This is a genomic window from Nostoc sp. DedQUE02, assembly GCF_034531035.1.
GTDB lineage: Bacteria > Cyanobacteriota > Cyanobacteriia > Cyanobacteriales > Nostocaceae > Nostoc.
In genome coordinates this window covers 53,916-77,387 of the sequence record NZ_JAVRBY020000006.1, presented here as the reverse complement: position 1 = coordinate 77,387, position 23,472 = coordinate 53,916, and the positions used below count along the sequence as shown (strand labels likewise).

Annotated in this window: 22 protein-coding genes; 10 read left to right on the top strand and 12 right to left on the bottom strand. The window is 42.4% G+C overall.

Features of this window, described 5'->3' with window-relative positions; all coding sequences use genetic code 11:
• Window positions 1-72: 72 nt before the first annotated feature.
• Window positions 73-741 (bottom strand): ribonuclease T2 family protein, encoded by a 669-nt coding sequence (locus RMX98_RS08250; RefSeq protein ID WP_322679894.1) that lies wholly within the window; start codon window positions 739-741, stop codon window positions 73-75.
• 294 nt (window positions 742-1,035) lie between these two features.
• On the opposite strand from RMX98_RS08250, the gene RMX98_RS08245 reads away from it, so the two are divergent.
• The gene (locus RMX98_RS08245) at window positions 1,036-2,202 is read left to right on the top strand and encodes a pyridoxal phosphate-dependent aminotransferase (protein ID WP_322679893.1); all 1,167 of its coding nucleotides are present in this window, start codon (window positions 1,036-1,038) and stop codon (window positions 2,200-2,202) included.
• A gap of 196 nt (window positions 2,203-2,398) precedes the next feature.
• Here RMX98_RS08245 and RMX98_RS08240 read toward each other — a convergent pair whose 3' ends face one another.
• The 4 genes from RMX98_RS08240 to pdxA form a co-directional block, all read right to left on the bottom strand.
• A complete protein-coding gene (locus tag RMX98_RS08240) occupies window positions 2,399-2,656 on the bottom strand; it encodes a transcriptional regulator (protein ID WP_322679892.1) in 258 nt (85 codons plus the stop codon).
• A 337-nt stretch (window positions 2,657-2,993) separates the two neighbouring features.
• Window positions 2,994-3,560, bottom strand: coding sequence for a Uma2 family endonuclease (locus tag RMX98_RS08235; protein WP_322679891.1), 567 nt, complete (start codon window positions 3,558-3,560; stop codon window positions 2,994-2,996).
• A gap of 58 nt (window positions 3,561-3,618) precedes the next feature.
• Window positions 3,619-4,788 (bottom strand): tetratricopeptide repeat protein, encoded by a 1,170-nt coding sequence (locus RMX98_RS08230; RefSeq protein WP_322679890.1) that lies wholly within the window; start codon window positions 4,786-4,788, stop codon window positions 3,619-3,621.
• 956 nt (window positions 4,789-5,744) lie between these two features.
• The gene (pdxA, locus tag RMX98_RS08225) at window positions 5,745-6,839 is read right to left on the bottom strand and encodes a 4-hydroxythreonine-4-phosphate dehydrogenase PdxA (protein WP_322679889.1); all 1,095 of its coding nucleotides are present in this window, start codon (window positions 6,837-6,839) and stop codon (window positions 5,745-5,747) included.
• Between the two features lie 207 nt (window positions 6,840-7,046).
• Between pdxA and RMX98_RS08220 the strand changes: the two genes are divergently transcribed.
• The 7 genes from RMX98_RS08220 to RMX98_RS08190 all read left to right on the top strand — a co-directional run bounded on the left by RMX98_RS08220 (window position 7,047) and on the right by RMX98_RS08190 (window position 12,246).
• Window positions 7,047-7,151 carry a PetM family cytochrome b6-f complex subunit 7 gene (locus tag RMX98_RS08220; protein ID WP_322679888.1) on the top strand — a complete coding sequence of 35 codons (105 nt, stop codon included), beginning with the start codon at window positions 7,047-7,049 and terminating at the stop codon, window positions 7,149-7,151.
• Between the two features lie 308 nt (window positions 7,152-7,459).
• Complete coding sequence (locus RMX98_RS08215; RefSeq protein WP_322679887.1) at window positions 7,460-8,458, top strand: SDR family oxidoreductase; 999 nt, start codon at window positions 7,460-7,462, stop codon at window positions 8,456-8,458.
• Between the two features lie 130 nt (window positions 8,459-8,588).
• Window positions 8,589-9,506, top strand: a complete 918-nt coding sequence (locus RMX98_RS08210) for an NAD(+) kinase (protein ID WP_322679886.1) — start codon at window positions 8,589-8,591, stop codon at window positions 9,504-9,506.
• 405 nt (window positions 9,507-9,911) lie between these two features.
• Entirely contained in the window at window positions 9,912-10,598 is a 687-nt protein-coding gene (gene nblR / locus RMX98_RS08205; RefSeq protein WP_322679885.1) for a response regulator transcription factor NblR, read from the top strand.
• A 150-nt stretch (window positions 10,599-10,748) separates the two neighbouring features.
• A complete protein-coding gene (locus RMX98_RS08200; protein ID WP_322679884.1) occupies window positions 10,749-11,255 on the top strand; it encodes a DUF192 domain-containing protein in 507 nt (168 codons plus the stop codon).
• Between the two features lie 506 nt (window positions 11,256-11,761).
• Window positions 11,762-11,989 carry a DUF2949 domain-containing protein gene (locus RMX98_RS08195; RefSeq protein WP_322679883.1) on the top strand — a complete coding sequence of 76 codons (228 nt, stop codon included), beginning with the start codon at window positions 11,762-11,764 and terminating at the stop codon, window positions 11,987-11,989.
• 89 nt (window positions 11,990-12,078) lie between these two features.
• A complete protein-coding gene (locus RMX98_RS08190; RefSeq protein ID WP_322679882.1) occupies window positions 12,079-12,246 on the top strand; it encodes a hypothetical protein in 168 nt (55 codons plus the stop codon).
• 103 nt (window positions 12,247-12,349) lie between these two features.
• On the opposite strand, the gene RMX98_RS08185 is transcribed toward RMX98_RS08190, so the two are convergent.
• On the bottom strand, window positions 12,350-13,501 hold the full coding sequence (locus RMX98_RS08185; RefSeq protein ID WP_322679881.1) for an alanine--glyoxylate aminotransferase family protein: 1,152 nt from the start codon (window positions 13,499-13,501) through the stop codon (window positions 12,350-12,352).
• A 1,743-nt stretch (window positions 13,502-15,244) separates the two neighbouring features.
• On the bottom strand, window positions 15,245-17,863 hold the full coding sequence (gene leuS, locus RMX98_RS08180) for a leucine--tRNA ligase (protein WP_322679920.1): 2,619 nt from the start codon (window positions 17,861-17,863) through the stop codon (window positions 15,245-15,247).
• 181 nt (window positions 17,864-18,044) lie between these two features.
• On the opposite strand from leuS, the gene RMX98_RS08175 reads away from it, so the two are divergent.
• Window positions 18,045-18,500, top strand: a complete 456-nt coding sequence (locus tag RMX98_RS08175; protein ID WP_322679880.1) for a gamma-glutamylcyclotransferase — start codon at window positions 18,045-18,047, stop codon at window positions 18,498-18,500.
• Window positions 18,501-18,516: 16 nt separating this feature from the next.
• Here RMX98_RS08175 and RMX98_RS08170 read toward each other — a convergent pair whose 3' ends face one another.
• The 3 genes from RMX98_RS08170 to RMX98_RS08160 all read right to left on the bottom strand — a co-directional run bounded on the left by RMX98_RS08170 (window position 18,517) and on the right by RMX98_RS08160 (window position 20,463).
• Window positions 18,517-19,131, bottom strand: a complete 615-nt coding sequence (locus RMX98_RS08170; RefSeq protein ID WP_322679879.1) for a transcriptional regulator — start codon at window positions 19,129-19,131, stop codon at window positions 18,517-18,519.
• Window positions 19,132-19,288: 157 nt separating this feature from the next.
• Window positions 19,289-19,945, bottom strand: coding sequence for a sigma-70 family RNA polymerase sigma factor (locus RMX98_RS08165; RefSeq protein ID WP_322679878.1), 657 nt, complete (start codon window positions 19,943-19,945; stop codon window positions 19,289-19,291).
• A 365-nt stretch (window positions 19,946-20,310) separates the two neighbouring features.
• The gene (locus tag RMX98_RS08160) at window positions 20,311-20,463 is read right to left on the bottom strand and encodes a hypothetical protein (protein WP_322679877.1); all 153 of its coding nucleotides are present in this window, start codon (window positions 20,461-20,463) and stop codon (window positions 20,311-20,313) included.
• 717 nt (window positions 20,464-21,180) lie between these two features.
• Between RMX98_RS08160 and RMX98_RS08155 the strand changes: the two genes are divergently transcribed.
• Entirely contained in the window at window positions 21,181-21,783 is a 603-nt protein-coding gene (locus RMX98_RS08155; RefSeq protein WP_409880888.1) for a L,D-transpeptidase, read from the top strand.
• 51 nt (window positions 21,784-21,834) lie between these two features.
• Here the strand turns inward: RMX98_RS08155 and RMX98_RS08150 are convergent, their stop codons facing one another.
• Both RMX98_RS08150 and RMX98_RS08145 read right to left on the bottom strand, forming a co-directional pair.
• A complete protein-coding gene (locus RMX98_RS08150) occupies window positions 21,835-22,374 on the bottom strand; it encodes a late competence development ComFB family protein (RefSeq protein ID WP_251958289.1) in 540 nt (179 codons plus the stop codon).
• A gap of 121 nt (window positions 22,375-22,495) precedes the next feature.
• The gene (locus tag RMX98_RS08145; protein WP_322679876.1) at window positions 22,496-23,431 is read right to left on the bottom strand and encodes a M23 family metallopeptidase; all 936 of its coding nucleotides are present in this window, start codon (window positions 23,429-23,431) and stop codon (window positions 22,496-22,498) included.
• Window positions 23,432-23,472: the final 41 nt, after the last annotated feature.

Here is a 23,472-nt window from a genome sequence, read left to right as displayed (position 1 = left end):
AAGAAGTTGCAGTAAGTCTTTCCCCTCTGCCCCTCTGCCTCTTCCCCATGCCCAATGCCCCATGCCCCATTTTTATCTAACGTTTCTCAGTAAGAAATCTGGCTGGCCACAACTTTTTTGCGATCGCTTCAAAATCTCGGCGCTACAAATACCAGGTTCACCGTTTTTGGAATAACAAAAGAAGACTTCTTGCAAAAATCTTCCTGAACCAGAACAAAAAGGTGCTATACCATCAGCATTAATTTTATTATTAGCACTCACAAATGAATTTTTAAAATTTGTAATTGTGGTACGCACGGGTTTATTAGGGCGATTGTAAGCTGCGGGAACAGCGATCGCATCTTTTAATTTTTTACTCAATGCTAAGTATTCCGCAGGAGTTTTCCCCGAACAAGTACCATGTTTTTCCCATTCATGATCGTAAAGTTTATTACTAGGATACAAATCAGGAAACCGTCGCTTTACTTCCGACGGTAATTTTTGCGTGGAACAATTAGCTGGATAACCAGCTTGGTACTGCGGCCACAAACCATGTAGTACAAAACCGAGTTTCCTTCCAGAACCGCATTGCTGCGGGTCACGGCTACCATTTGCCGCACAATAATCTGGCGACCAAGAAAGTGTCAGTACATAAAAATCAAATTTACCCGGAGTACCGCGATTTTGAGCAATGGCAGCACTAGGTATAAAAAGACCAGTAATTAGCAGAGAAGATGCAATTAACAGTTTCTTAATCTGCATAAAAACAGTTAGTTTTCACTAAAAATAAAGTTATATACGATACATGTTTAAGAGTCAAGAATCAAACTGGTTTGCGGAGTCATTTGTCATTGGTCACTTGTACTGAGCGTAGTCGAAGTATTGGTCATGAAAAGATGCAGAGGGGAAAAACTTACTGCAATTTCTCCTCTACCCCCTGCTCCCCTGCTCCCCTGCTCCCCAATCCCCAATTCTCAAGAATTCAGAAAAAGCAAATCTTGGTAGGAATTCTGGGATATCCTTAGATAAGTGAAAGATTTGCCAAAAATAGTAAGAATGAAGCTGGCAGCAAGAGTAAGTCAGGTTACACCTTCATTAACCTTAGCGATCGCAGCCAAGGCTAAGGCACTGAAGGCAGAGGGAATAGATGTTTGTAGTTTTAGCGCTGGAGAACCAGATTTTGATACCCCAGCGCATATTAAAGCCGCAGCAGTAAAAGCTTTGGAAGAAGGCAAAACCAAGTATGGTGCAGCAGCTGGAGAACCAAAGTTAAGGGAAGCGATCGCCCACAAGCTTAAAATTGATAACGGTCTTGATTACAAGTCTGAGAATGTCATCGTCACCAATGGCGGTAAGCATTCTCTGTACAACTTAATCGTGGCGCTAATCGATCCAGGTGATGAGGTAATTATCCCCGCACCCTACTGGCTAAGTTATCCCGAAATGGTGACTTTGGTCGGCGGGGTTTCGGTAATTGTCCCAACAGATGCAACGACGGGTTATAAAATTACTCCCGAACAACTTCGTAAAGCAATCACGCCGAAGACAAAGTTATTTATCCTCAACTCTCCATCTAATCCCACAGGGATGGTTTACACGCCAGATGAAATTAAAGCACTGGCGCAGGTAGTAGTTGATGCAGATATCTTTGTTGTCTCTGATGAGATTTACGAAAAGATCCTCTACGACGGTGCAGAACATATCAGCATTGGTTCTCTTGGGAAGGAAATTTTTGACCGCACTTTGATTAGTAATGGGTTTGCAAAAGCTTATTCTATGACTGGGTGGAGACTTGGTTATTTAGCGGGGCCAGTGGAAATCATTAAAGCAGCTAGTACCATTCAAGGTCATAGTACATCTAACGTGTGTACCTTTGCCCAATATGGTGCGATCGCTGCGCTACAAAGTCCTCAAGATTGCGTCGAAGAAATGCGCCAAGCTTTCGCCAAACGCCGACAGGTAATGCTAGACAGACTCAACGCCATTCCGGGATTGAGTACTGCAAAACCAGATGGTGCGTTTTATCTGTTCCCTGATATCAGCAAAACTGGTCTAAAATCTCTAGAATTTTGTGACGCTTTGCTGGAAGAACATCAAGTTGCAGTCATTCCCGGAATTGCCTTTGGCGCTGATGACAATATTCGCCTTTCTTACGCCACAGATATGGCAACCATTGAAAAGGGAATGGATAGATTAGAGAAATTTGTCAAGTCGCGTATTTAGTTCTTTGTCATTTGTCAGTTGTCACTTGTACTGAGCGAAGTCGAAGTATTTGTCATTTGTGAGGAGCATTTATCTAACTCTTCAACTTTTTAACTCCACCTTTTCAACTCAGAACGGGTGGAGTTCATTTTTAAACCTCAAGTTCCGTGTTCTGAAGCTTAAATTCCGTGTTCCGAAGCTCAAGTTCCAGAGGTTTTTAACAAAACATCGCTTGTTTCATTGGCTCTATGTCATCTAAAAACAACTCACGGGATTCAAGACAATATAAGATTGCTTCAATAGGATCTCGTGCTTCGATTGGGTAATGCCTTTGCTCGTATGCTTTCACAAGCGTAGTTAAAACTTCCAAGCGGTCAAACTCTGGTGTATTAAGTTCTGCATCAAACAATCTTTCAATTTCATCAAGTGCAGCACGATAATCAGCTTCGGTGTGGATAAGATGGGTTTCAAGCATAGGTATTACTTCCTCAGATACTTATTGCATCTACGTTGTCATATTCTTGAAAAAGTTATGCCCGTGAAGGCAATTATGCTGCCGACATCACCGAATATGAACAAAATATACGAAATAACTTTGTCTTTTCATTCATAAGATAATGAAAAGTTTGATACCGCCAAAAGTTTTGATTTTAACTTTTGGGTTGGTATTTTTAGATTAGGTAACAATCGGGGAAAACTAGGGGAGGCAAGTCTTGATACTATAAGTCAATACAGTTAACTTAACTATATTTAACTATACTCCAGTCTGATGTTTTGTGTTTCCAGCTTAAAGTTTTTGAAGTTTTGCGTATTTACACAAACAACCGCGCTACAGTGCAAACAAAATTTGGTAACAGAGGTGAAGAGAGGTCATCTATTGCAAATAATGTTGCCGCTAATTTCAGAACTGCTTTTTCTCGGCGATACACCTCAACCTGTTGTAATTGCCAGTTTAAAATCCAATATTCTTGAACTCCTCTAGAAGCATATAATTTTAGCTTGACTTCCCTATCGCGTCGCTCGTTTTGAACTCCAGGGGAAAGTACTTCTACAACCAATTCTGGCGCTCCGGTTAAATGTCCTTCATTATCAAGTAAAGTGGCGAGGCGTTCTTTACTTAGCCAAACCACATCAGGAATAACATTATCTGCATCACTAAAAATAATTCCTGGATTAGGAACAGCTTCACCAAGACCTGTTGAGAGCGACCAACCTCTTAATTCTGCATAAATATTACCAGTAGCTTTTTGATGTCCCCAATGGGGTGCCCTAGTCACAAATAATTCCCCATCAATAATTTCGTAGCGATTACCGTTATCTGGGAACAACTCTAAGTCTGCACTTGTCCAGCGTATCCGTTCATCAATACTTTGACTCATCCGAACCCCTAAAATATTGATAATAATGTCAATTCACAATTCCCAATGCCCCTCACCTCTACATTAACTGCATTTCCTGCAACCCTTGGCGCAGTCTCTTCGCTTCTTCGGGATTATATCTTTCATGAAGAGCGATCGCTTTTTTAAAAGCTGTTAAACTATCTTGATGATTGCCAATTTTCAGCAACACTACACCCAAATTTTGATAAGCTTCGGCATAGTTGGGATTTAAGGTGATTGCATGTTGATAATATACGATCGCATCTGTAAATAAACCCAAAGCTTTAAATGTCATCGCCAAATTATAATGTCCAAAAACAAAAGTAGGATCAATTTTCAAAGCTGTGGCATAAGCAGTTTTCGCACCGTTGAAATCTCCTGCTGCTTTGAGTAAGTTACCCAAGTTGTTGTATGCTCCTAGTTTGAGCATCGGGTAAATTGGCAATTTGATGGCAGCTTGATAGTGAGAAATAGCCTGTGGGGATTTTTTTAACCGACTGTAGGCAATGCCTAAATGATAGTGGAGTTCATATAAAATATCGTAGTTCTCTTCAGCAACAGTGATACCTCGTCTCAGTAACTCCATACCTTGGGTAATTTTCCCCGTTTCCACATACAATGCCCCTAATTTACTGCAAACATAGGGGTCATCAGGATGAGTTGCGAGAAACCCTTCCATTGCTGTAGCGGCTTTGGCATATTTGTTATTTTGAGCGATCGCACTTTTTTGATATCCTGTGTGTACAAGTGCAACCCCAGGTAAATAACCTACTTGCCAATCAGGTTCTTTGGTTAAAATTGCTGCCACACTATCATCTACTAAAGCATGATAAGGACGGTCAAAACGAATGTCTGGATGATTGCGGAATAGCCTAGAAACCAGAGAATAGGGAGATTGTTCTGCACCAACTTCCTGGCGCATGAGGTTGATTAGCAGGTATTCCTCTCTAGCGATCGCCTCTTGCAACTGCGGTACAATTGCTGGAGCCAGAGTTTCATCAGCATCTAATACCAAAATCCAATCACCAGTAACATATTTTAAAGCTGCATTGCGAGCAGCACTGAAATCATTACACCATTTAAAATGATGGACTTTTGCACCGAGTTGTTTGGCAATATTGGGAGTGCGATCAATTGAGCCTGTGTCCAACACTACCATTTCATCCACCACATTTCTTACACTGTTCAGGCATTTAGGCAGTGTTGCGGCTTCGTTTTTCACAATCATGCACAGACTCAAACTCATAATTTAAAAATTGAGAGTGGGAAGCAGGGGAAGCAGGGGGAGCAGGGGAGGCAGGGGAGCAGGGGAGCAGGGGAGCAGGGGAGCAGGGGAGCAGGGAGATGAGGGGACAAGGGGACAAACAAAACTCTTAACTCTCAACTCAGCACGGGCTAAACCTTAGCTTTCCGCTAACAGCACTCCTAATGCCCAATTCCCAATTCCCCAATTAGCACTTTATTTTATGCAAAAATCAAGATTAACAAAATCAGTGAGTGAGTAATTGCAGGTAATATCATGTCCGCCTGATTGCTTATTAAACCCGAATCACCCCACCCCGCCAAAGCTGTGCTTTGTCTCCCCTCCCGAAGAGCGGGGAGGAGTTGGGGGTGGGGTTCTTTTATTATGGGTAATTTGGCGGACATGATATAAAAGGCTGAGTTTAATGCACGGTCAAACCGTAGGTGGACGCTACCAAATTTTCGCCCAACTAGGACAAAGGCGTTTGGCACGACTTTTTTAGCTTAAGATATGCAAAGACTGGGGAATCCACTGTGTGTTGTTAAGTATTATTAAACCACTCTCTACCGATGCATACACTAGCGTTCGTCTTGGCGGAGACTTTCGGAGAGAAGCTCGCCGCAGGTATCGCTACTCAATAATCTACTGTCTTGTTTTCGCACTGCTACTTGAGAATGCTATTTTAGCAGCGTGTTGTCTCCTCTACAAGAAATAAAGACTCATTCACGAGTATCAAAGGCTCATTCACGAGTATCAAAGGCTCATTCACGAATATCAAATACTCATTAGAGTTGTCGCCTAATAAGGTTTTTGGATTTTTCAAGCTAGGCAGAGCAAGGGTTCCACACACCAATTTTTTTATAAAGCGACAAGTCTATTACTCTATTAACGTGAGTTCGACAAGCCTATTTGATCTCTCCCCCAGCCCTTCTCCGTGTAGGCTATTGATAATTTTTCTTAGCCAATCTTTGACTAACCAACTCAGCTGCTAAATGTATAGCTGCTTTCATACTCGTAGCATCAGCAATTCCCTTACCCGCAATATCAAAGGCTGTTCCGTGATCTGGTGAAGTCCGAACGAAAGGAAGACCAATAGAAGTATTAACTGCCCGATCAAACGCCATCAGCTTCACAGGAATTAAGCCTTGGTCGTGATAAAGTGCCAAGTAGCCATCAGCCGGATTTTGTATTAAAGAATTTCCATACCAAGCTTGACCAGGTTTAACCCACATCGTATCTGGCGGTATTGGCCCATCTAGCTGTAATTGTGGTCGTTTTTGCCGCTCTTGCTCCAACCAGGGAATTAACCAATCCTGTTCTTCATGTCCCAATTGTCCCTGTTCGCCACTGTGGGGATTCAAACCTGCGATCGCAATTCTCCCTCTATATATACCAAAATCTTTCTCTAAACACTCCACCAGCAAATCCAGTTTTTGTGTCAACAACTGCGGTGTCAACACATCAGCTACTTGACGCAGGGGAATATGTGTGGTAACAAGTAAAGCGCGGAGTGTCCAATTAGTATGAGGCGATCGCGCTACAAATAACATTCCAAAACGGTCAACACCAGATTTTTGTGCCAAAAGTTCCGTTTGCCCTGGATAATTATAGCCTGCGGCTTTCCAAGCAGATTTAGCGATCGGCCCTGTGACAATACCATCAAATTTCCCAGCGAGTGTTTGTGCGATCGCATATTCCATATAGGCAAAACTAGCCGCACCACTCGCCGCATTACCTATTCCTGGGATAATTTCATCTTTAATTTTCCCATCCAATTGCACATCACTGACTGACAACTCCTCTGGATTTGCCAAAGATGCTAAATTCTCAGCTAAACTCAGTTTGCGATAAGTCGATGCCAGCAAATCCCCATTGCCCACCACTGTAACGTCATATTTTTGACGAATTTCCGAATCTGCTAAAGCTTTCAAAATCACCTCTGGCCCAATTCCCGCCGGATCTCCCAGCGTCAGCGCCAAACGCGGACGATTTTCTTTTACAAAATTTATTAAATTACCTTGATTATTTTGATACATAAAATCTCTTCATAATTATTATTATCAAATTTTCCCAATTTCCCCATTTCCCCCTCTTCCAATAGTAGGGATTGCCCCTCAAACCAATAGGGATTACCTGCTAAAGTAGTTTAAAATTATTTACACAGGTCTAATCCTACAGCAACTATTGAAAAGCTTCTGGCAGACCTAGTTTACACACCACTTTGCATAAGGAGAATCACACTAATGGGCGGCGAAATTTTGAATGCAGCTCTATTGTCTTTCGGTTTAATCTTCGTGGGCTGGGCCTTAGGCGCATTGTTACTGAAAATTCAAGGCGGAGAAGAATAATCGAGTCCTGAGTTAGGAGTTAAGAGTTATAGCCTTTCCTAATTATATTTAGGTACATCATAGTCCCCTCTCGAAGACGGGGAGGTTGTTGGGGTGGGGTTCTTCTACCTCACTCAACCGAGAACCGCTTACTCCCATTCCCTTTTTCATGGAAATGAGAAAAAAGCTTGTGCCTTAACCGGACAGCCATCTTCTCATAAATCTCTCTAAAATAAATTGATTTTCTGAGAAAAGATGTAAACTTTTGTTTGCATAGGTTATTCTGATAACATTCTTTTCATAAAACATTAAAATTTATTACAACCCTCATGACATTATTAATCGTCGGTGCCACTGGCACCTTAGGAAGACAAGTGGCTCGTCGTGCTATCGATGAGGGATATAAAGTACGCTGTCTTGTCCGTAGCAGTAAAAAAGCAGCTTTTCTCAAAGAATGGGGTGCAGAACTCGTCCCCGGAAATTTGCGTTATCCCGATACCTTAGCGGAAGCTTTAGTTGATGTAACCCAAGTTATTGATGCGTCGACATCTCGCCCTACAGATTCACTGAGCATCAAACAAGTGGACTGGGAAGGGAAAGTAGCATTGATTCAAGCAGCAAAAGCTGCGGGTGTAGAGCGTTTTATCTTTTTTTCGATTTTAGATGCTGATAAATATCCCGAAGTGCCGTTAATGGAAATTAAGCGATGTACAGAACTCTTCTTGGCTGAGTCAGGCTTGAATTATACCATCTTGCGGCTAGCTGGGTTTATGCAAGGGTTAATCGGTCAGTACGGGATTCCCATTTTGGAAGGACAGCCAGTTTGGGTAACAGGGAATTCTTCTCCCATAGCCTATATGGACACACAGGATATTGCTAAGTTTGCTATCCGAGCATTAAGTGTACCAGAAACGGAAAATCAAGCTTTTCCTGTAGTTGGTACTCGTGCATGGAGTGCAGAAGAAATCATCAACCTGTGCGAACGCTTATCTGGAAAAGATGCCAGAGTAACGCGGATGCCAATAAATTTACTGCGTGCTGTTCGGGGCATAATGCGATTCTTTCAGTGGGGATGGAACGTAGCAGACAGGCTAGCGTTTACAGAAGTATTGGCTAGTGGTAAACAGTTAAATGCTTCAATGGATGAAGTATACACAGTCTTTGGCTTAGATCCGCAACAAACCACAACCTTAGAAAGCTATCTACAAGAGTACTTCAGCCGAATCATGAAGAAGCTTAAAGAGGTAGACTATCAGAAAAATAAAAATAAAAAGCAGAAACCTAAAAAAACTCCTTTTAAACAGTCTTCAAAAGCCAATAGTCAATAGTCATTACAAAACAGACATTAGTCGTAAAACTCTAGACTCTGGATATTTGACTCTAGATTAATGACTACATGACCAAAAATGTGTAACGATTACATAATACAGAGCATCGCCTAAACTTGGATATTTGAGTGTGCCGAAAGCAGGCATTATCTACAATGACGTTAAACCGATAGCGGGCCGTGTCGCTATCGAGTTGAAAGACAAGCTAACCGCAGCCGGTTGGAATGTATGTATCACATCGAGTATCGGTGGAATATTGGGCTACCCCAACCCGGAGAGTCCTGTTTGCCACACCCCCCTTGACGGTCTAACACCCCCTGGTTTTGACTCAGATATGAAGTTTGCAGTGGTGTTAGGAGGAGACGGCACTGTTTTAGCAGCGTCTCGTCAAGTAGCTCCCTGTGGTATTCCACTGCTAACAGTGAATACCGGCCACATGGGATTTTTGACAGAAACTTTCCTGAATCAATTGCCTCAAGCATTAGAACAGGCGATGGCGGGTGAGTACGAAATTGAAGAACGAGCCATGCTCACCGTCAAAGTGTTTCGGGGAGATTCAGTACTATGGGAAGCCCTCTGCTTGAATGAAATGGTGCTGCATCGGGAACCTCTGACCTCTATGTGCCATTTTGAAATTGCCATAGGGCGTCATGCGCCAGTAGATATTGCAGCCGATGGTGTGATTGTTTCTACACCTACTGGTTCTACAGCTTACTCATTGAGTGCTGGTGGCCCAGTGGTGACTCCTGGTGTACCTGCTTTACAACTAGTACCCATTTGTCCTCATTCCCTAGCTTCTAGAGCATTGGTATTCCCAGATACTGAATCAGTCAATATCTACCCAGTCAATATTCCTCGGCTGGTGATGGTAGTAGATGGTAATGGTGGGTGCTATATTTTACCAGAAGACCGAGTATATATGGAGCGATCGCAATATAGCGTCCGATTTATTCGCCTGCAACCACCTGAGTTTTTCCGAATTTTGCGAGAAAAATTAGGGTGGGGTTTGCCACATATCGCCAAACCAACTTCGGTAGAATTACCATAGTTATTGGGTATTGGGTATCCCTTCTCTGCGAGACGCTACGCGAACGGCTTCGCGGTAGTTGAGCGTAGTCGAAACTCAGGGCAAGTGGGTATTAGGCATTGGGCATTGGGGATTAAACCTATCCGTAAGTTACGCTTTAATCCTCTGACTTATAAGGCTTAGAGGTTAATTCGCAAAGATGTCTATTGGGAATTGGTGATTGTTCTTTACCCATGCCCAATGCCCTAGTTATTAAGATTGCATCCAGGAATTCGATGGCTGACACCTGAACGTGCTAAAAGATCCTTAGCAGCGTGTCAAATCAGATTGATCGATTATTAAAAACTCGTAATTGCACTTTATAACTGATGTAAAGATTTTCTCTGGAATATCTTTACAATCCCAAATCCAATATCCTAAATTGTTATGACAGTTGCTCAAAGTCCCTGTGTTTTGGTGATTGAAACCGATGAGAGCCTTGCAAATCAGCTTTCTTGCGATTTGCAAGAAGCTGGCTATGAATCAATTGTGGCTCATGATGCAGCGCATGGTTTACAACACTGTCGCGATCGCCAGCCTGCTTTAATTGTTTTAGACCGGATGCTAGCAGGGGAATCAGGACTTTCATTGTGCAAAAATCTGAGAGGCAATGGTCTGCGATCGCCTGTTTTGATTTTAATGGCAAGAGATACAGTCGATGATCGGGTAGCTTGTCTAGAAGCTGGAGCCGATGATTATATCCTCAAGCCTTACCGCTCAGAAGACTTTTTAAAGTTGATTCGCCTCTACTTAAAACCCGATGTCGATACCACGGAGCAATTACGCTTCGGGGATTTAATTTTAGACATAGCAACTCGCCGTGCCATACACAACGGAAGACCAATTGACTTGACAATGAAGGAATTTGAACTATTAAAATTCTTAATGGAACATCCCCGTGAGGTGTTAACCCGCGAACAAATTCTAGAAAATGTTTGGGGTTACGACTTTCTCGGTGAGTCAAATGTAATTGAAGTGTACATCCGTTACTTACGCTTAAAAATCGAAGATGAAGGTCAAAAGCGCCTCATTCAGACAGTACGCGGTGTAGGGTACGTTTTAAGAGAATCCTAGTATACTGTAGCGGAAGTTTTCTACCTCCTTGCCTTGTTCCCAGTCTCAAACAGAGAATGCACATTTGGGAGCTGCTGTCTCCCATCCAAGAGGTTTTTCTGCCTACAACACTGTAAAATTGAAGTCTAAATTACAAAATCGAAAAACTATATGACTCGTCGGCTAAGTTTGCTCTCGATGTTGCTGAGTATTTTCCTGATGGGTTGTTCTATGCCAACAACAGCTAAACCTCCTGGCCTCACGTCTGGTTCTCAAACTCCAGCACCAGAGAGTTTAGGTCAAACACTACCAATTTCTGCTAAAGCCATTGTTCCTAATGGCACAACGATTAAATTAGAGGTGGCGCAGACCCCACAACAGCAAGCGATGGGCTTGATGTATCGACCAGCTTTGCCAGATGACCGAGGGATGCTGTTTGGATTTCCTTCGGCACAACCAGTCAGTTTCTGGATGAAAAATGTACCTGTACCTCTGGATATGGTATTTCTACATAAAGGTGTAGTTAAATATATTCAGGCTGCTGCCCCCCCTTGTGCAAGTGAGCCTTGTCCTACCTATGGCCCCAGGACACCAATCGATAAGGTAATTGAACTTCGTTCTGGAAGAGCTGCCGAATTGAAGCTGAAAGTGGGGGATATTGTCAAAATTGAGCTTTGAGACTCTGGTGCTTTGCGGCGAGACAAATTTAGGTGGTTTCTCGGTTGAGAACCTATACGGTCGAAATATATGTTTTTTCTGTAAAAAATGTCACTTTAGCTGGTAAAACAGTCACTTGTAACGCTACTATTTAAAAACTGTGGTAATAATGTAAAATTCTACTGTCTCCAACCTGAAATCACAGTCTTAAGGTTTGGTTGTAAAAATATTCCCTTGGGCGTAAGTGTAAATAGTCGCCAATAAGAGAGTATAGGCTATGGAATCTTTGTTAGTACCTGTGTAATTAAATAAGACACAAAAGTAAACAAGATAAAGCCAATTGAATTAAGTAAAAATACTGCTTGAGAATCGAGTAGATTATTTATACGAAAATTCTTATTTCTCAGATCCTTTATGAATTGCCTCACTTAAAGGCAGCTCAAAAAAACTTAGGGTGTATGGCCGATAACGGCATAGTGACAAATGAAATACTGGCTACTGTCTACCAAGCAATGGTGAACTGATATATGACAATACATTCTGCACAAGGAGGTGAGGTACAAATGTCACCATCAAAATATTCTCGACTGATTCATTTTTTGCAAGAAGATTTGGCAATTTCCACAGCATCACTGGCGCTGGCGCTTCGGCATCGGGAGCAAGACCCAGGTCCTTTGGCAATGATTCTTTGGCAGTATGGGTTGATTACTCTAGACCAATTAGAACAAATTTATGATTGGCTGGAGACGGCATAGGTTATACCAATTTTGGATTTTAGATTTTGGGTTTTGGATTAAAAGTTTCTAGCAAATGCCTATTACCGGAATCTCAAACAATACTATTTATGCCAATTTGGTATGATACTAAGTTGCCGAAGTTAGTCTTGTTTGGTGTCAAAGACACTGGGCGACTTTCTTTAGAGCAAATAATACTATCTAGGGCAACTTGGTGTTATTTAGGAGAATTGAGGCATGTCACATCAACTCTACCTTATGCAAAGGTTGATATATAGCTTTGTTGACTCTGGCGGTTTCCACTCATATATATACAAATCAAAAGAGCGAGTTAAATTATCAACTCGCTTTTTTGATTTGTCCTTTGCAAATGACTAACAACTATTGTGTAAACACTCTAACTGCTGCTGCTACACCAGAACCAGGAGTGAAATCTTCGTAGCCAAGCTCTGAGAGAGTAACTTCTAAGGATGCTATACAGCTAAGGATATCGCGATCGCTTACAAAACCCAAGTGACCAATGCGGAAAATTTTGTTACTCAAATGGTCTTGACCACCGGCTAAAGCTATATCAAAGCGTTTTTTCATCAATGACCGAATCTTATCTGGTTCAATTCCCTGTGGTGCTACAGCCGTAATCGCCGGACTAGCGGAATTATCTGCTGCAAGCAGGGGTAAATTTAATCCTTTAATGGCGGCGCGGGTAGCATTTTTGAGCCGTTCATGTCGAGCAAAGATTGATTCCAAGCCTTCCTCTTTCATGATTCGTAACGTGGTATGTAACGCTACGATCAAGTTCACAGGTGGAGTAAATGGAGTTGTATTTTTGGCTGTGGCTTTGCGATATTTGCCTAAGTCCAAATAATATTTCGGTAGCTTCGCACTTTTGTAAGCTTCCCAAGCTTTAGGGCTGACAGAGACAAAACCCAATCCCGGCGGAATCATATAACCTTTTTGGGAACCGGAGGCGACGATATCCAAACCCCAAGCATCCACGGGTAGATTGAACGCACCCAAGCTAGTGACGGCATCAACGATAATTAAAGCTTCACCGTGTTCTTTAACGTGGCGGTTGATGCTTTCTAAGTCATTCAACACACCCGTCGAGGTTTCGCTGTGGGTAATGATTACGGCTTTGATTTGCTTTTGGGTATCTGCTTGGAGTTTTTCGGCGAATACTGCGGGGTCTAAGGGTTTTCCCCATTCCACCTTAACTTCTTCTACATTCAAACCGTAGGCTTGACCGATTTCTACCCAGCGTTCACCAAATTTACCATTAGAACCAACTAAAATGCGATCGCCTGGAGAAAGAAAATTAATTATTCCCGCTTCTACAGCACCCGTACCACTGACATTTAGCGTTAGCACATCACTTTGAGTTTGATGCAGCCACTTGAGGTTTTCTGTCACCTCTGCCAATATGTTGCTAAATTCACTAGTACGGTGTCCAATCGGATGCTTGGCTAATGCCAGTAAGGCAGCTTCTGGCACCGGCGTAGGGCCTGGAATCATCAGCATCAGCTTATCGTTCATGTGTCTATCCTAGAAGTCAAATAAAAGTCAAAATTGTGGGAAGTTGGTTAAGTTTGGTAACAAATCCTAGATATTCATCTACAAATTCCACTTAGTCTTTCACCAGCCTTGTTGTATATTTTCCAAATCCATAGGAAAAGTATCATGGGAGTTAATCATCGGTCAGCTTGACCTTGACAATTTATACGAGACTTCAACTCAGATAAAAGCCCTGTTCCAGGCAATCTTACCACACACCTAGACGCCAGGTTAAGGTGTCTGCTCGTAGGCGAACAGCTTTTTAGCTAGGGGCGAAATGTCTATCTAGATAAGACACAGACATGATAAATCTTTAAATCTTACCTATAATCCGCCTCGGTTGTTTTTATAGAAACATACGAAATCGTTTTGAACATCGCGGTAATCGTCGGTAAAAAAGCTATGTTTTGCTTCCATAAAGGAAGTAACGACCTACACTATGCGGAAGAATTGGATGTTACCGTTTGCTAAGAAATAGAAGATACCCAACCGAAACTTTTCAATCTGCTTGAGTCGAAGATTTGTTCTTGAGTTGCCATTCTCTAAAGGATACTTCTATCAATATAGTAAGTGATAACTTATTGAAGTCAAAATCCCTTCGATGCCAGTATTCAAGACTTCTCTGGCTGACTCGATAGCGATTAATTTGTCGGATAATTTGAGCTATTAATGCGACAAATTGCTGCACATTTTGATACTGCACTTAGTGGTAGGCGATGCTTAGGTTGGGCTACATCTACCACTAATAAAGTATAAGTTTTTATACTATACTTAGAAAATTGCTACAATCGTGCTTAGTCTTCTTAATTACTATTCATGGTGAGTCGTTTTTAACTAGTGTTCAGTTCATAAACTGTCACTCACCAGATCCCCGGTATTCTTGCAAAAGAGATATTCTTAGTTAGTGCAAGGAGTGATACCATTTCACAACATGTTTGTCACAAGTTATCCCCGTAATACTCCCTCCTCAGGGAGTGTTGCAGATTTCAAATGTTGCATCAAACGAGTGAGTTGGTATAAGCTTTTACGAGAAAGCGCTTGAGTGAGCAAAACCTCAAGCGCTTTTTCGTGTATAAATAAAACAGTCTAACTCTCTGGACAATAATTAAAAATGTTTTTAAATACACATATACCAGAGAAGGAAACTACTGTTAGAAGAATTGTTGCAACGTATACTTGATAACTCTAGGATTTGTGTGTTCCATGAAAACCCTTTTAAGTGACTGGACGTACCACACGAATCTAATACTATTTCTTTGTGAGGCTGCGCTAAATTCTCTTGGCTTCTTTCTTTGCGTTCTTTGCGCCCTTTGCGGTTCGTTTCTTATTTAGTTTGGCGCATCTTCATACAGAATTGGTATAAGACGACAAGCTTCCACAAGTACCCAAAGGGGAATACGAGTTTTAGCAATGCAATTCTCCACCACAAAATCTAGGAGTCTTTTCAATTCCTTGCCAATGGTTGCCGAGACTTTGAGCAAGTAAATGTATAGCCTGCAATTTTTCACGCTTGTCTGAGGGCAAGAAGTTGTTTTAACTCCTTGAGTTTCACAGATGTAAATCTTCTGATGTTTTGTCAGGCTAAATTTACAATTTTATCAATTGCTAAGTACAACACTTAATTGATTCATAGCGAGTTTTCTGCGTGCCTCTGCGCTTTCCTCTGCGCTACTTTGCGTTTAAATTTCACCCCTCAATTTGCCACAATTTTATGCGAAGCTGTACTTAGCCAACTACAAAATTCACCAACTTTCCAGGCACGACAATTACCTTTTTAATCTCTTTACCTTCGATGTAACGCTGGGCAATTTCTGATTCACGGGCATACTTCTCCAACGCTGCTTTATCTGCTTGTGCTGGTACTTGAATTGCACCGCGAGTTTTACCCATAACTTGAATCACTAAAGTGATTTCATCAGCTACCAAAGCAGCCGGGTCAAATGATGGCCAAGTTTGAGTATGAACTGAATCACTTTCACCCAATAAATGCCACAACTCATCAGCAATGTGTGGTGCAAAGGGTGCTAATAATACCACTAAAGTCCGAATACCTTCTGCGTAAATTGGTGAATTTTTGCCGTCGGCATCAGTTAAGGCATTACTTAACTTCATCAATTCTGAAATAGCTGTGTTGAATTGATATTCGTCTTCCACGTCTTCTGTCACCGCTTGAATCGCCGTGTGAATCGACCGCCGCAATTCTTTTTCTGCCTTAGTTAAATCAGATTGGGGTTTTTTACGTGATACCCCAGCCGCAATATAATCTGTCACCAAACGCCAAACCCGATTCAAAAAGCGGAATTGTCCTTCCACATCAGCTTCATCCCATTCCAAATCTTTTTCTGGCGGCGCTTTGAATAAGATGAACATTCGCGCTGTGTCTACACCATATTTGGCAATTACATCTTCTGGCGCTACACCATTGCCCTTTGATTTAGACATAGTGGCGTAGAGACGTTGTAGTGCTTCGCCTGTCTGGGGGTCACGGGGGTCGGCTGAATTTACCAAATTAGAAGGAATCCATTTATCTTTGCCGCCCTTGTTGGGATTTAGGTAAGTTAAACCCTGTACCATACCTTGAGTTAATAAGCGTTGGAAGGGTTCATCAAAGTTTAACAAGCCTCTGTCCCGCAGCACCTTAGTAAAGAACCGCGAATATAACAAATGTAAAATCGCGTGTTCAATCCCACCCACATACTGATCAACTGGCATCCAGTCATTTATTTTACTGGAATCAAAAACCTGTTGTTCATTTTTCGCGTCAGGGAAGCGCAAGAAATACCATGAGGAATCAATAAAAGTATCCATCGTGTCAGTTTCCCGCTTCGCTGGAGTGCCGCAAGTTGGACAAGGCACATTTACCCAACTTTCCAGCTGAGTCAAAGGTGAACCGCCACGTCCAGTAAATTCCACCTCTTCCGGTAACTCTACTGGTAAATCTTTGTCAGGAACTGGCACTATTCCACAATTTGGACAGTGGATTACAGGTATTGGTGCGCCCCAGTAACGCTGCCGCGAAATTAACCAATCCCGCAAGCGATATTGCACCCGCACCTTACCAAAACCTTGTTGTTCGGCGTATTTAATTATTGCTTGTTTAGCATCTGTGGAAGTCATACCAGTAAAAGCCCCAGAATTAATTAAAATTCCTGGTTCCGTGTATGCCTGGTTATATTCAATTTGGATGAGTTGTGTGACTTCATCAACCTCTGATGTTGGAGTTAAGTCAAAACCTGCAACATCATCTGGGGAAACAATGACAAAATCAATCGGCAAATCGTAATTTTTGGCAAACTTAAAATCCCGGACATCGTGTGCTGGTACACCCATCACTGCCCCAGTACCATACTCATACAGTACATAGTCAGCAATCCAAATCGGCACTTCTTCCCCTGTAAATGGGTTAATTGCCTTACCACCTGTGGGGATACCCCGTTTAGGTTTATCTTCAGAGGTACGTTCCAACTCACTTTGATTAGAAACCTCTTTAATAAAGGCTTCTACAGCTGCTTGTTGTTCTTTTGCGGTGACACGCTTTGTTAAAGGATGTTCTGGTGCTAACACTAGATAGCTGACACCATAAACGGTATCTGGGCGTGTGGTATACACGCCGATTCTTTCATCTATCCCAATGATGGGAAATTCTAAGTAAGCGCCTGTGGATTTACCAATCCAGTTTGCCTGCATCAATTTGACGCGTTCCGGCCAACCTGTCAATTTATCCAAGTCATTAAGTAATTCTTCGGCGTAGTCAGTAATTTTGAAAAACCACTGCCGCAATAATTTACGCTCAACTATTGCCCCACTGCGCCAAGAACGTCCTTCGTTATCAACTTGCTCATTCGCCAGTACAGTTTGATCGATAGGGTCCCAGTTTACTGCTGCTTCTTTTTGATAAGCTAACCCCGCTTGCAAAAACTGCAAGAAAATCCATTGTGTCCACTTGTAATAATCTGGTGAACAGGTAGCAAGTTCGCATTCCCAATCAATGGATAAACCAAGACGCTGCAATTGTTGCCGCATCTGAGCCATATTCTGATAAGTCCACTTGGCTGGCGGTACACCACGGTCAATGGCGGCGTTTTCTGCTGGCAAGCCAAAGGCATCCCAACCCATTGGGTGTATTACCCGATACCCTTGCATTCGCTTGAGGCGGGCAATCACATCGGTAATCGTATAATTACGGACGTGACCCATGTGTAGGCTGCCCGATGGATAAGGGAACATGGAAAGAGCGTAAAACTTTGGCTTGTTGCTAGCTGTAGGTGTCTTATCTAAGCCAAGTTCTACCCATGTTTTTTGCCATTTTTCCTCAATTGCTGCTGGGTTGTATCGGGAATCCACCAAAAATTCTCCTACTGGGTCTACTTACTATGTCAACATAGCAGGTTAATTTAATATTGTAGGTCAACTACTCACAGATTTATATATCAAAATAAGCGATAAGTACAATTAAGCATCAGCCTGATTATGCCCAAACTGCGAGCCTTTCAGGTATAGCAAGAGTTATTTGATGAAGGTTTAAATGGTTGAATCAAATATAAAAATTTCTGATTTGGTGCGGGTTTTTGTCTATGGCACGCTCAAACCAGGTGAAGCTAACTATAAAAGATACTGTACTGGCAAGATAATAGATGTCAAAAGGGCTTTTGTCCAAGGCAAGTTATTTGCTCTGCCAATGGGCTACCCAGCGATGACCTTAGGGGATAGCCAAGTTTACGGATATTTACTTTCTTTTTCCAATCCAAAGATTTTAAATGAGCTAGATGTGCTGGAAGATTACCAGCCCAATAGACAAACATCAGAAAACCTCTATAATCGACAAATTATCGAGGTTTATGAGCCACAGTCGCTCTCTTATAGTTGGGCTTGGGTTTATTTAATGACTCTAGAACAAGTTGAGCAATTAGGAGGTTTACTCCAACCTAGCGGCTGGTGGAGCGGCTGTGGTTTAACCCCAAAGTACAGTTATGAACTGTAAAATTTTAACTTTGCGATTAGTTTATGTCCTGTTTGGAGTCGTGTTGTTGCGGCTGAACCTGATAAATTGAATTTTCTGGAGAGGCTACTGCTGCTTTCGGAATTTCAATTACCGGGTTATTTAGTCCCACCATCAACGGCGAAGGGGGAACTATAGACGCTGAGGACGTTTGTATTGGTTCTCTCTGTGGTCTTTGTGCCAGTTGTGGCACCATCGAACCACCACCTACTAAACCAGATATTGCACCGATCGCACAAGCAGCAACAGCTGCACCTGCCGCTATCCAGTTTAAACGGGAGCGGCGGCGCAAACGTGTCAATACTTGCTGAACTGTTTCTTCTGGCGACTGTTGGGCTGCTGGCACTGGGAGCGTTCGCAAGCCTTGGCGTAGTTTTAACAGTCGGGCATACAAGCATTGAACTGAGGCATCATTTGCCAGCCATGCTTCTACTTGCTTGCGTTCGGTGGCTGTAACTTCACCATCGAGGTAAGCACTCAATAACTCGAAGCGATCGCGCTTCACCATATCCATAAGACCCGTTGATTCGTTGGTATGCTTGGCCATTCCATCTGACAAATCTTGAGGAAGTTGCAAAGGAGAACGGTCGTAAAACTGAGAATCAGTAGTCATCTTAACATTATTACCAATTCATTCACGGGTAAACTGGGCGGGAATTTCGGGAAAATTAGCCAATTTTAATCCTAAAGGCAGAAGCTATCTACGTCTTTCAAGGTAATTCTTAATCTATGCTTAATTCTGCTATTGGGCAGAGGCAAGATACTGTAAATTAAGAGTCTAGATAATTCTGCAAGTGGGCTTGCAACCTCGATCTAGCTCTGGCTATTCTTGACTTTACAGTTCCTAGTGAAACTCCAGTGATTTCAGCAATTTCTTCATAAGCCATGCCTTCGATTTCTCTAAGGACAATGGTGGTACGAAAAACTTCTGGTAAATCCGCGATCGCTTCCCGCAATTGCTCGTAAAATTCTCTAGTTGTCAGTTCTTCTTCAGGCCCGGGGGTATCGCCAGCGATTTCCCAATCCATCTCGCCGTCCTCTAATGAGCGGGGAGCATCGAGTGACAAAGGACTCATAACCCGCTTGCGTTTCCGTAACTCGTCGTAAAACAAGTTGGTGGCAATGCGGCTTAACCAGCCCCGAAATTTAGCAGGCTCTTGTAATCGGTTAATATTCCGATAGACTCGAATCCAAACTTCTTGAGCCAAGTCGGCTCTGTCAGCCCAATCTGGAGCCAGGTGGTATAGAACTCGATCAACTTGACTTTGATAGCGACGTAATAGTTCTGCAAAGGCAGCACGATCTGGTCGCAGTCCCGATTGACAGCGCAAAATTAAATCGTGGTTAGGGAGTTTGTCAACTTGCACTGATGCTTCTGGATACTTTGCATCAACCGTTGACCAGGATACAGTAATCGATTGACTCATAGATCGTACTGGCTCTAAATCATCCCTATCTATTAGACCTGCTAATGGGATAGAAGTTCCATGCTCAGGTGACGGATTTATGACTGGAACACGGAGGCAGACAATTTTAGATACATTTATAGCAATAAGAAGAGTCACTTTTCCTTATACTGCTTTCATAGTTGCCTTTGCACCCCTCAACCAACAAAAGCGCACACTATGCACATTTTAGTGTTTTTAGCAACCGGGTATATACGCTTGATTAAAATAATTAAATTTGGCTATAAAAATGAAGATAAAATTTTGTAATTCTAACTTCTTGATATTTTTAAAATTCGGGTAATAATTTCTGGAACTTGGATTGCTGTAGTTGCTAAGATGGTGATTTAATTTTTTGATTTTGTTACCAGAATAGTTTCTGATTGTTCTGATTGTGGCGCATAGGCAGCACTAGACTTATGTAGCTCTGGTACGCGAACTTGCAAAAAGAAATTGAGGGAAAATGTAATTGTGACTGCTAGCAATAGTTTTTCAAACATGGTTTTTCTTCCACCTACACCATTAATGATTGATTGCTACATTTCAAGAGTTTCACCAGAAAGTCTAAGTATTGGCTTACGACCCTCAGAACTTTTAAGGAATGAGGTTGCTCACTTGAAGTTTTGCTGCTGGGATAATTTGCATAGTCTTAGTTTGCCCAGAGGTGTTGGCAGATTTATAGCAGAAATGATAAGTATTGATAAATTTTTGATAATCGGATGATGAAGTCATCCAAAAGGTCGGTTGGATATGTCAGGGATAAACAATAGGCGATGGCAATGGCAAGAAACGAATCTGTAGGGCGTATGGTAATGCTGCTTTGTTTTGGCACAGCATTTTTATCCTTAGCTGTCCATTGGCGTATTACTACGGCGGAACGGCAGTATGAGAAGTCTGCATCTACTGCGATGCGGCGAGATTCTACTCGAACCAATCTTAAGGGAAGCCGGACAGAGGGAGTCTACAAGAATCTTTCCCGTGTGAGTTTAGGGGAAATTGCGCTGGGTGGATCTGTGCCACCTGATGAAGTTACCCAAGGCTCAACTGCCCAGAAGGTGTTTACACCAAAATTATCTGCGATTAAGCCTAAAACTAAGTCAAAAATAATTAAGAAGAATATAGCGAAAGCAAATACTCAAAGAGCTTCTACCCTCAAGTCCTCTGCGATTAAGTCTCAAACTAAGTCAAAAATAATTAAGAAGAATGTAGCAAAACCAATTACTCGTACAGCTTCTACACTCAAGCCTTCTACTATTAAGCCTCAAACTCTGCCCCAAACTATTAAGAATAATGTAGCTACAAGTGACCTACCAACTCAGACGCGACTGGTCGCACCAGTAGAAAGACAAAATCCAGTTGCGGATAGTTGGCCAAAAGGTTTATGGTCTCAGGCTTCAGCTCAACAAATACCATCTAATCGGCTGGCGAATGCCAAGACGCAAGTAGTGGTTGATTTAAGCGATCGCCGCACTTATGTATACGCAGGAGATGAGGTGATAGCCAGCTACCCCATTGCTGTCGGTAAGAAAGGTTGGGAAACACCGACGGGTTCTTTCCAAGTAATCCACATGCGACACTATCCAGTCTGGCGTCACCCAATTACAGGAAAAGTATTTGAAGCTGGTACAGATAGCCCCTTGGGAGACAGATGGATTGGTTTTTGGTCAGATGGACGGAATGAAATTGGCTTTCATGGTACGCCAGATATTGACCTAGTAGGAACGGCTGTATCCCACGGTTGTTTAAGAATGCGTAATTCTGATGTCCGATTGTTATATGAGCAAGTAAGTATAGGGACAACAGTAGTAGTACGTAATTAATTAAAAGTCATTGGTCATTTGTTTTAGACAAATGACCAATGACTTTTAAAATTATAATTTTTGCTCAAAGTTAGGTGCGTATGCCTGGAGTAAAGCACTAACTTGGCGTACAACTTCATTGCCAGTGTTTTTGCCCAAAGCCTGCCGTTCTGGGAAGAAATTGGGTCGATCTAAGTAACGGTTAATCGCCTCACTTACTTGCTGAGAAATTAAGTCTTGCAGTTGTGCTTGAGCATTTTGGCGCTGGAAGCTAGCACCTTCTTCTGTAGTAGCATACAGAGGTGGCAACCGATTGAGAGCGTAAGCAGCAATATCTCCGACATCTAGAGAACTTTCGCTAGTGGCTTCAATTTCTGCGACTCGTGCGATCGCCTCCGTCAGTACTAATTCTTCCATAACGTTAATAAATTGTTTGCGAGGTACCGCCACTACCTCACCAGTCAATAGCGCACCCATCAGCCGATCCAGCGCCATATACTCTTCAATCGAGAGTTCCGAGGCGTTGTCACAGATTCTACCGACTTCTGCTTCCATTGCTGGTGTCAAATAACCATCCTGGAGAGCTTGTTCTACAATTTTTTCGATACTCATAATGCTTATCATTATTTATGTTAGCCAAGCAAGGTAGCGACGGTATCAATCCAATTCATTTTGCCTAATTCTCAGCAAAAAGTACACAAATTATGCAAAGACGCGATCAATTGCGCCTTTACTAGTTAACGATCTTAGTTCGCCAAGGTGTTGGATCAACAGATTGCCCGTTGACATACAGACCCCAGTGTAAATGTGGCCCTGTAGCAGCACCCGTTGAACCTACTGCACCAATTAGTTGACCAGCTTTCACAAAATCACCTTCTTTAACGTTAATACGACTTAGGTGCATGAAAATACTGATTACTCCTTGACCGTGGTCAATGCCAACTACGTTACCGTGTATCCGAAACCCTTGGGATACCCTACCTACTAAAGCAACTCGCCCAGCAGCCGGGGCAATCACTGGTGAGCCTGCAGCACCAGCGTAGTCTAGACCACGATGATAGTAGTCCTTTGCAAATGTACCATTATAGTAGCGACGTACACCATAGTTTGTACTCATCCGCCCTCCATTTGGCTTCAGGAATACTCCATTCCAATACTTTTCTGGTGTTTGTAGCGCCTTCAAAGCTGCCACACGCTTAAGTTCATACTCTGTGGCATCCACTCCGGCTTTGCCAGGTGGCAAAGTAATGCGTTGTACTGGGAATTTGCGATTAAGTACATTCACTGCCAAGTTTTGCACTTGACCATCCCCTGCAATCCGAAGTGTTCTAGTTCCAGCTTTTTCTAATGGAGTTGTGGGAACAAAAGCCCGATACTGATTGGGTGCAATTTCAAAGGCTGGGTATGTATTTTTACCACTAGCTACTGTTGGATTTGTACCATTCTCTCGATTTCCTAGATTAATCTCCACCGAGAGTGTGTCCCCTAATTTAGGATTAGTTGGAATCACCTTTACTTGCAAAGCATCTACAGGCAATGCCAAGGCGATCGGGAGAACAGCAAATATTGCCTTGAACACATTTATTGCAGGGCGATTGGCTGTCAAACTTTTGACATCAAAACCGAGCAACTTTTTGTTTGAACTACTAGTGCTATTCTCAATAATCATAAGAATTACAAAAAATCCCTTGCTTGTGTTGGAAAATAGAC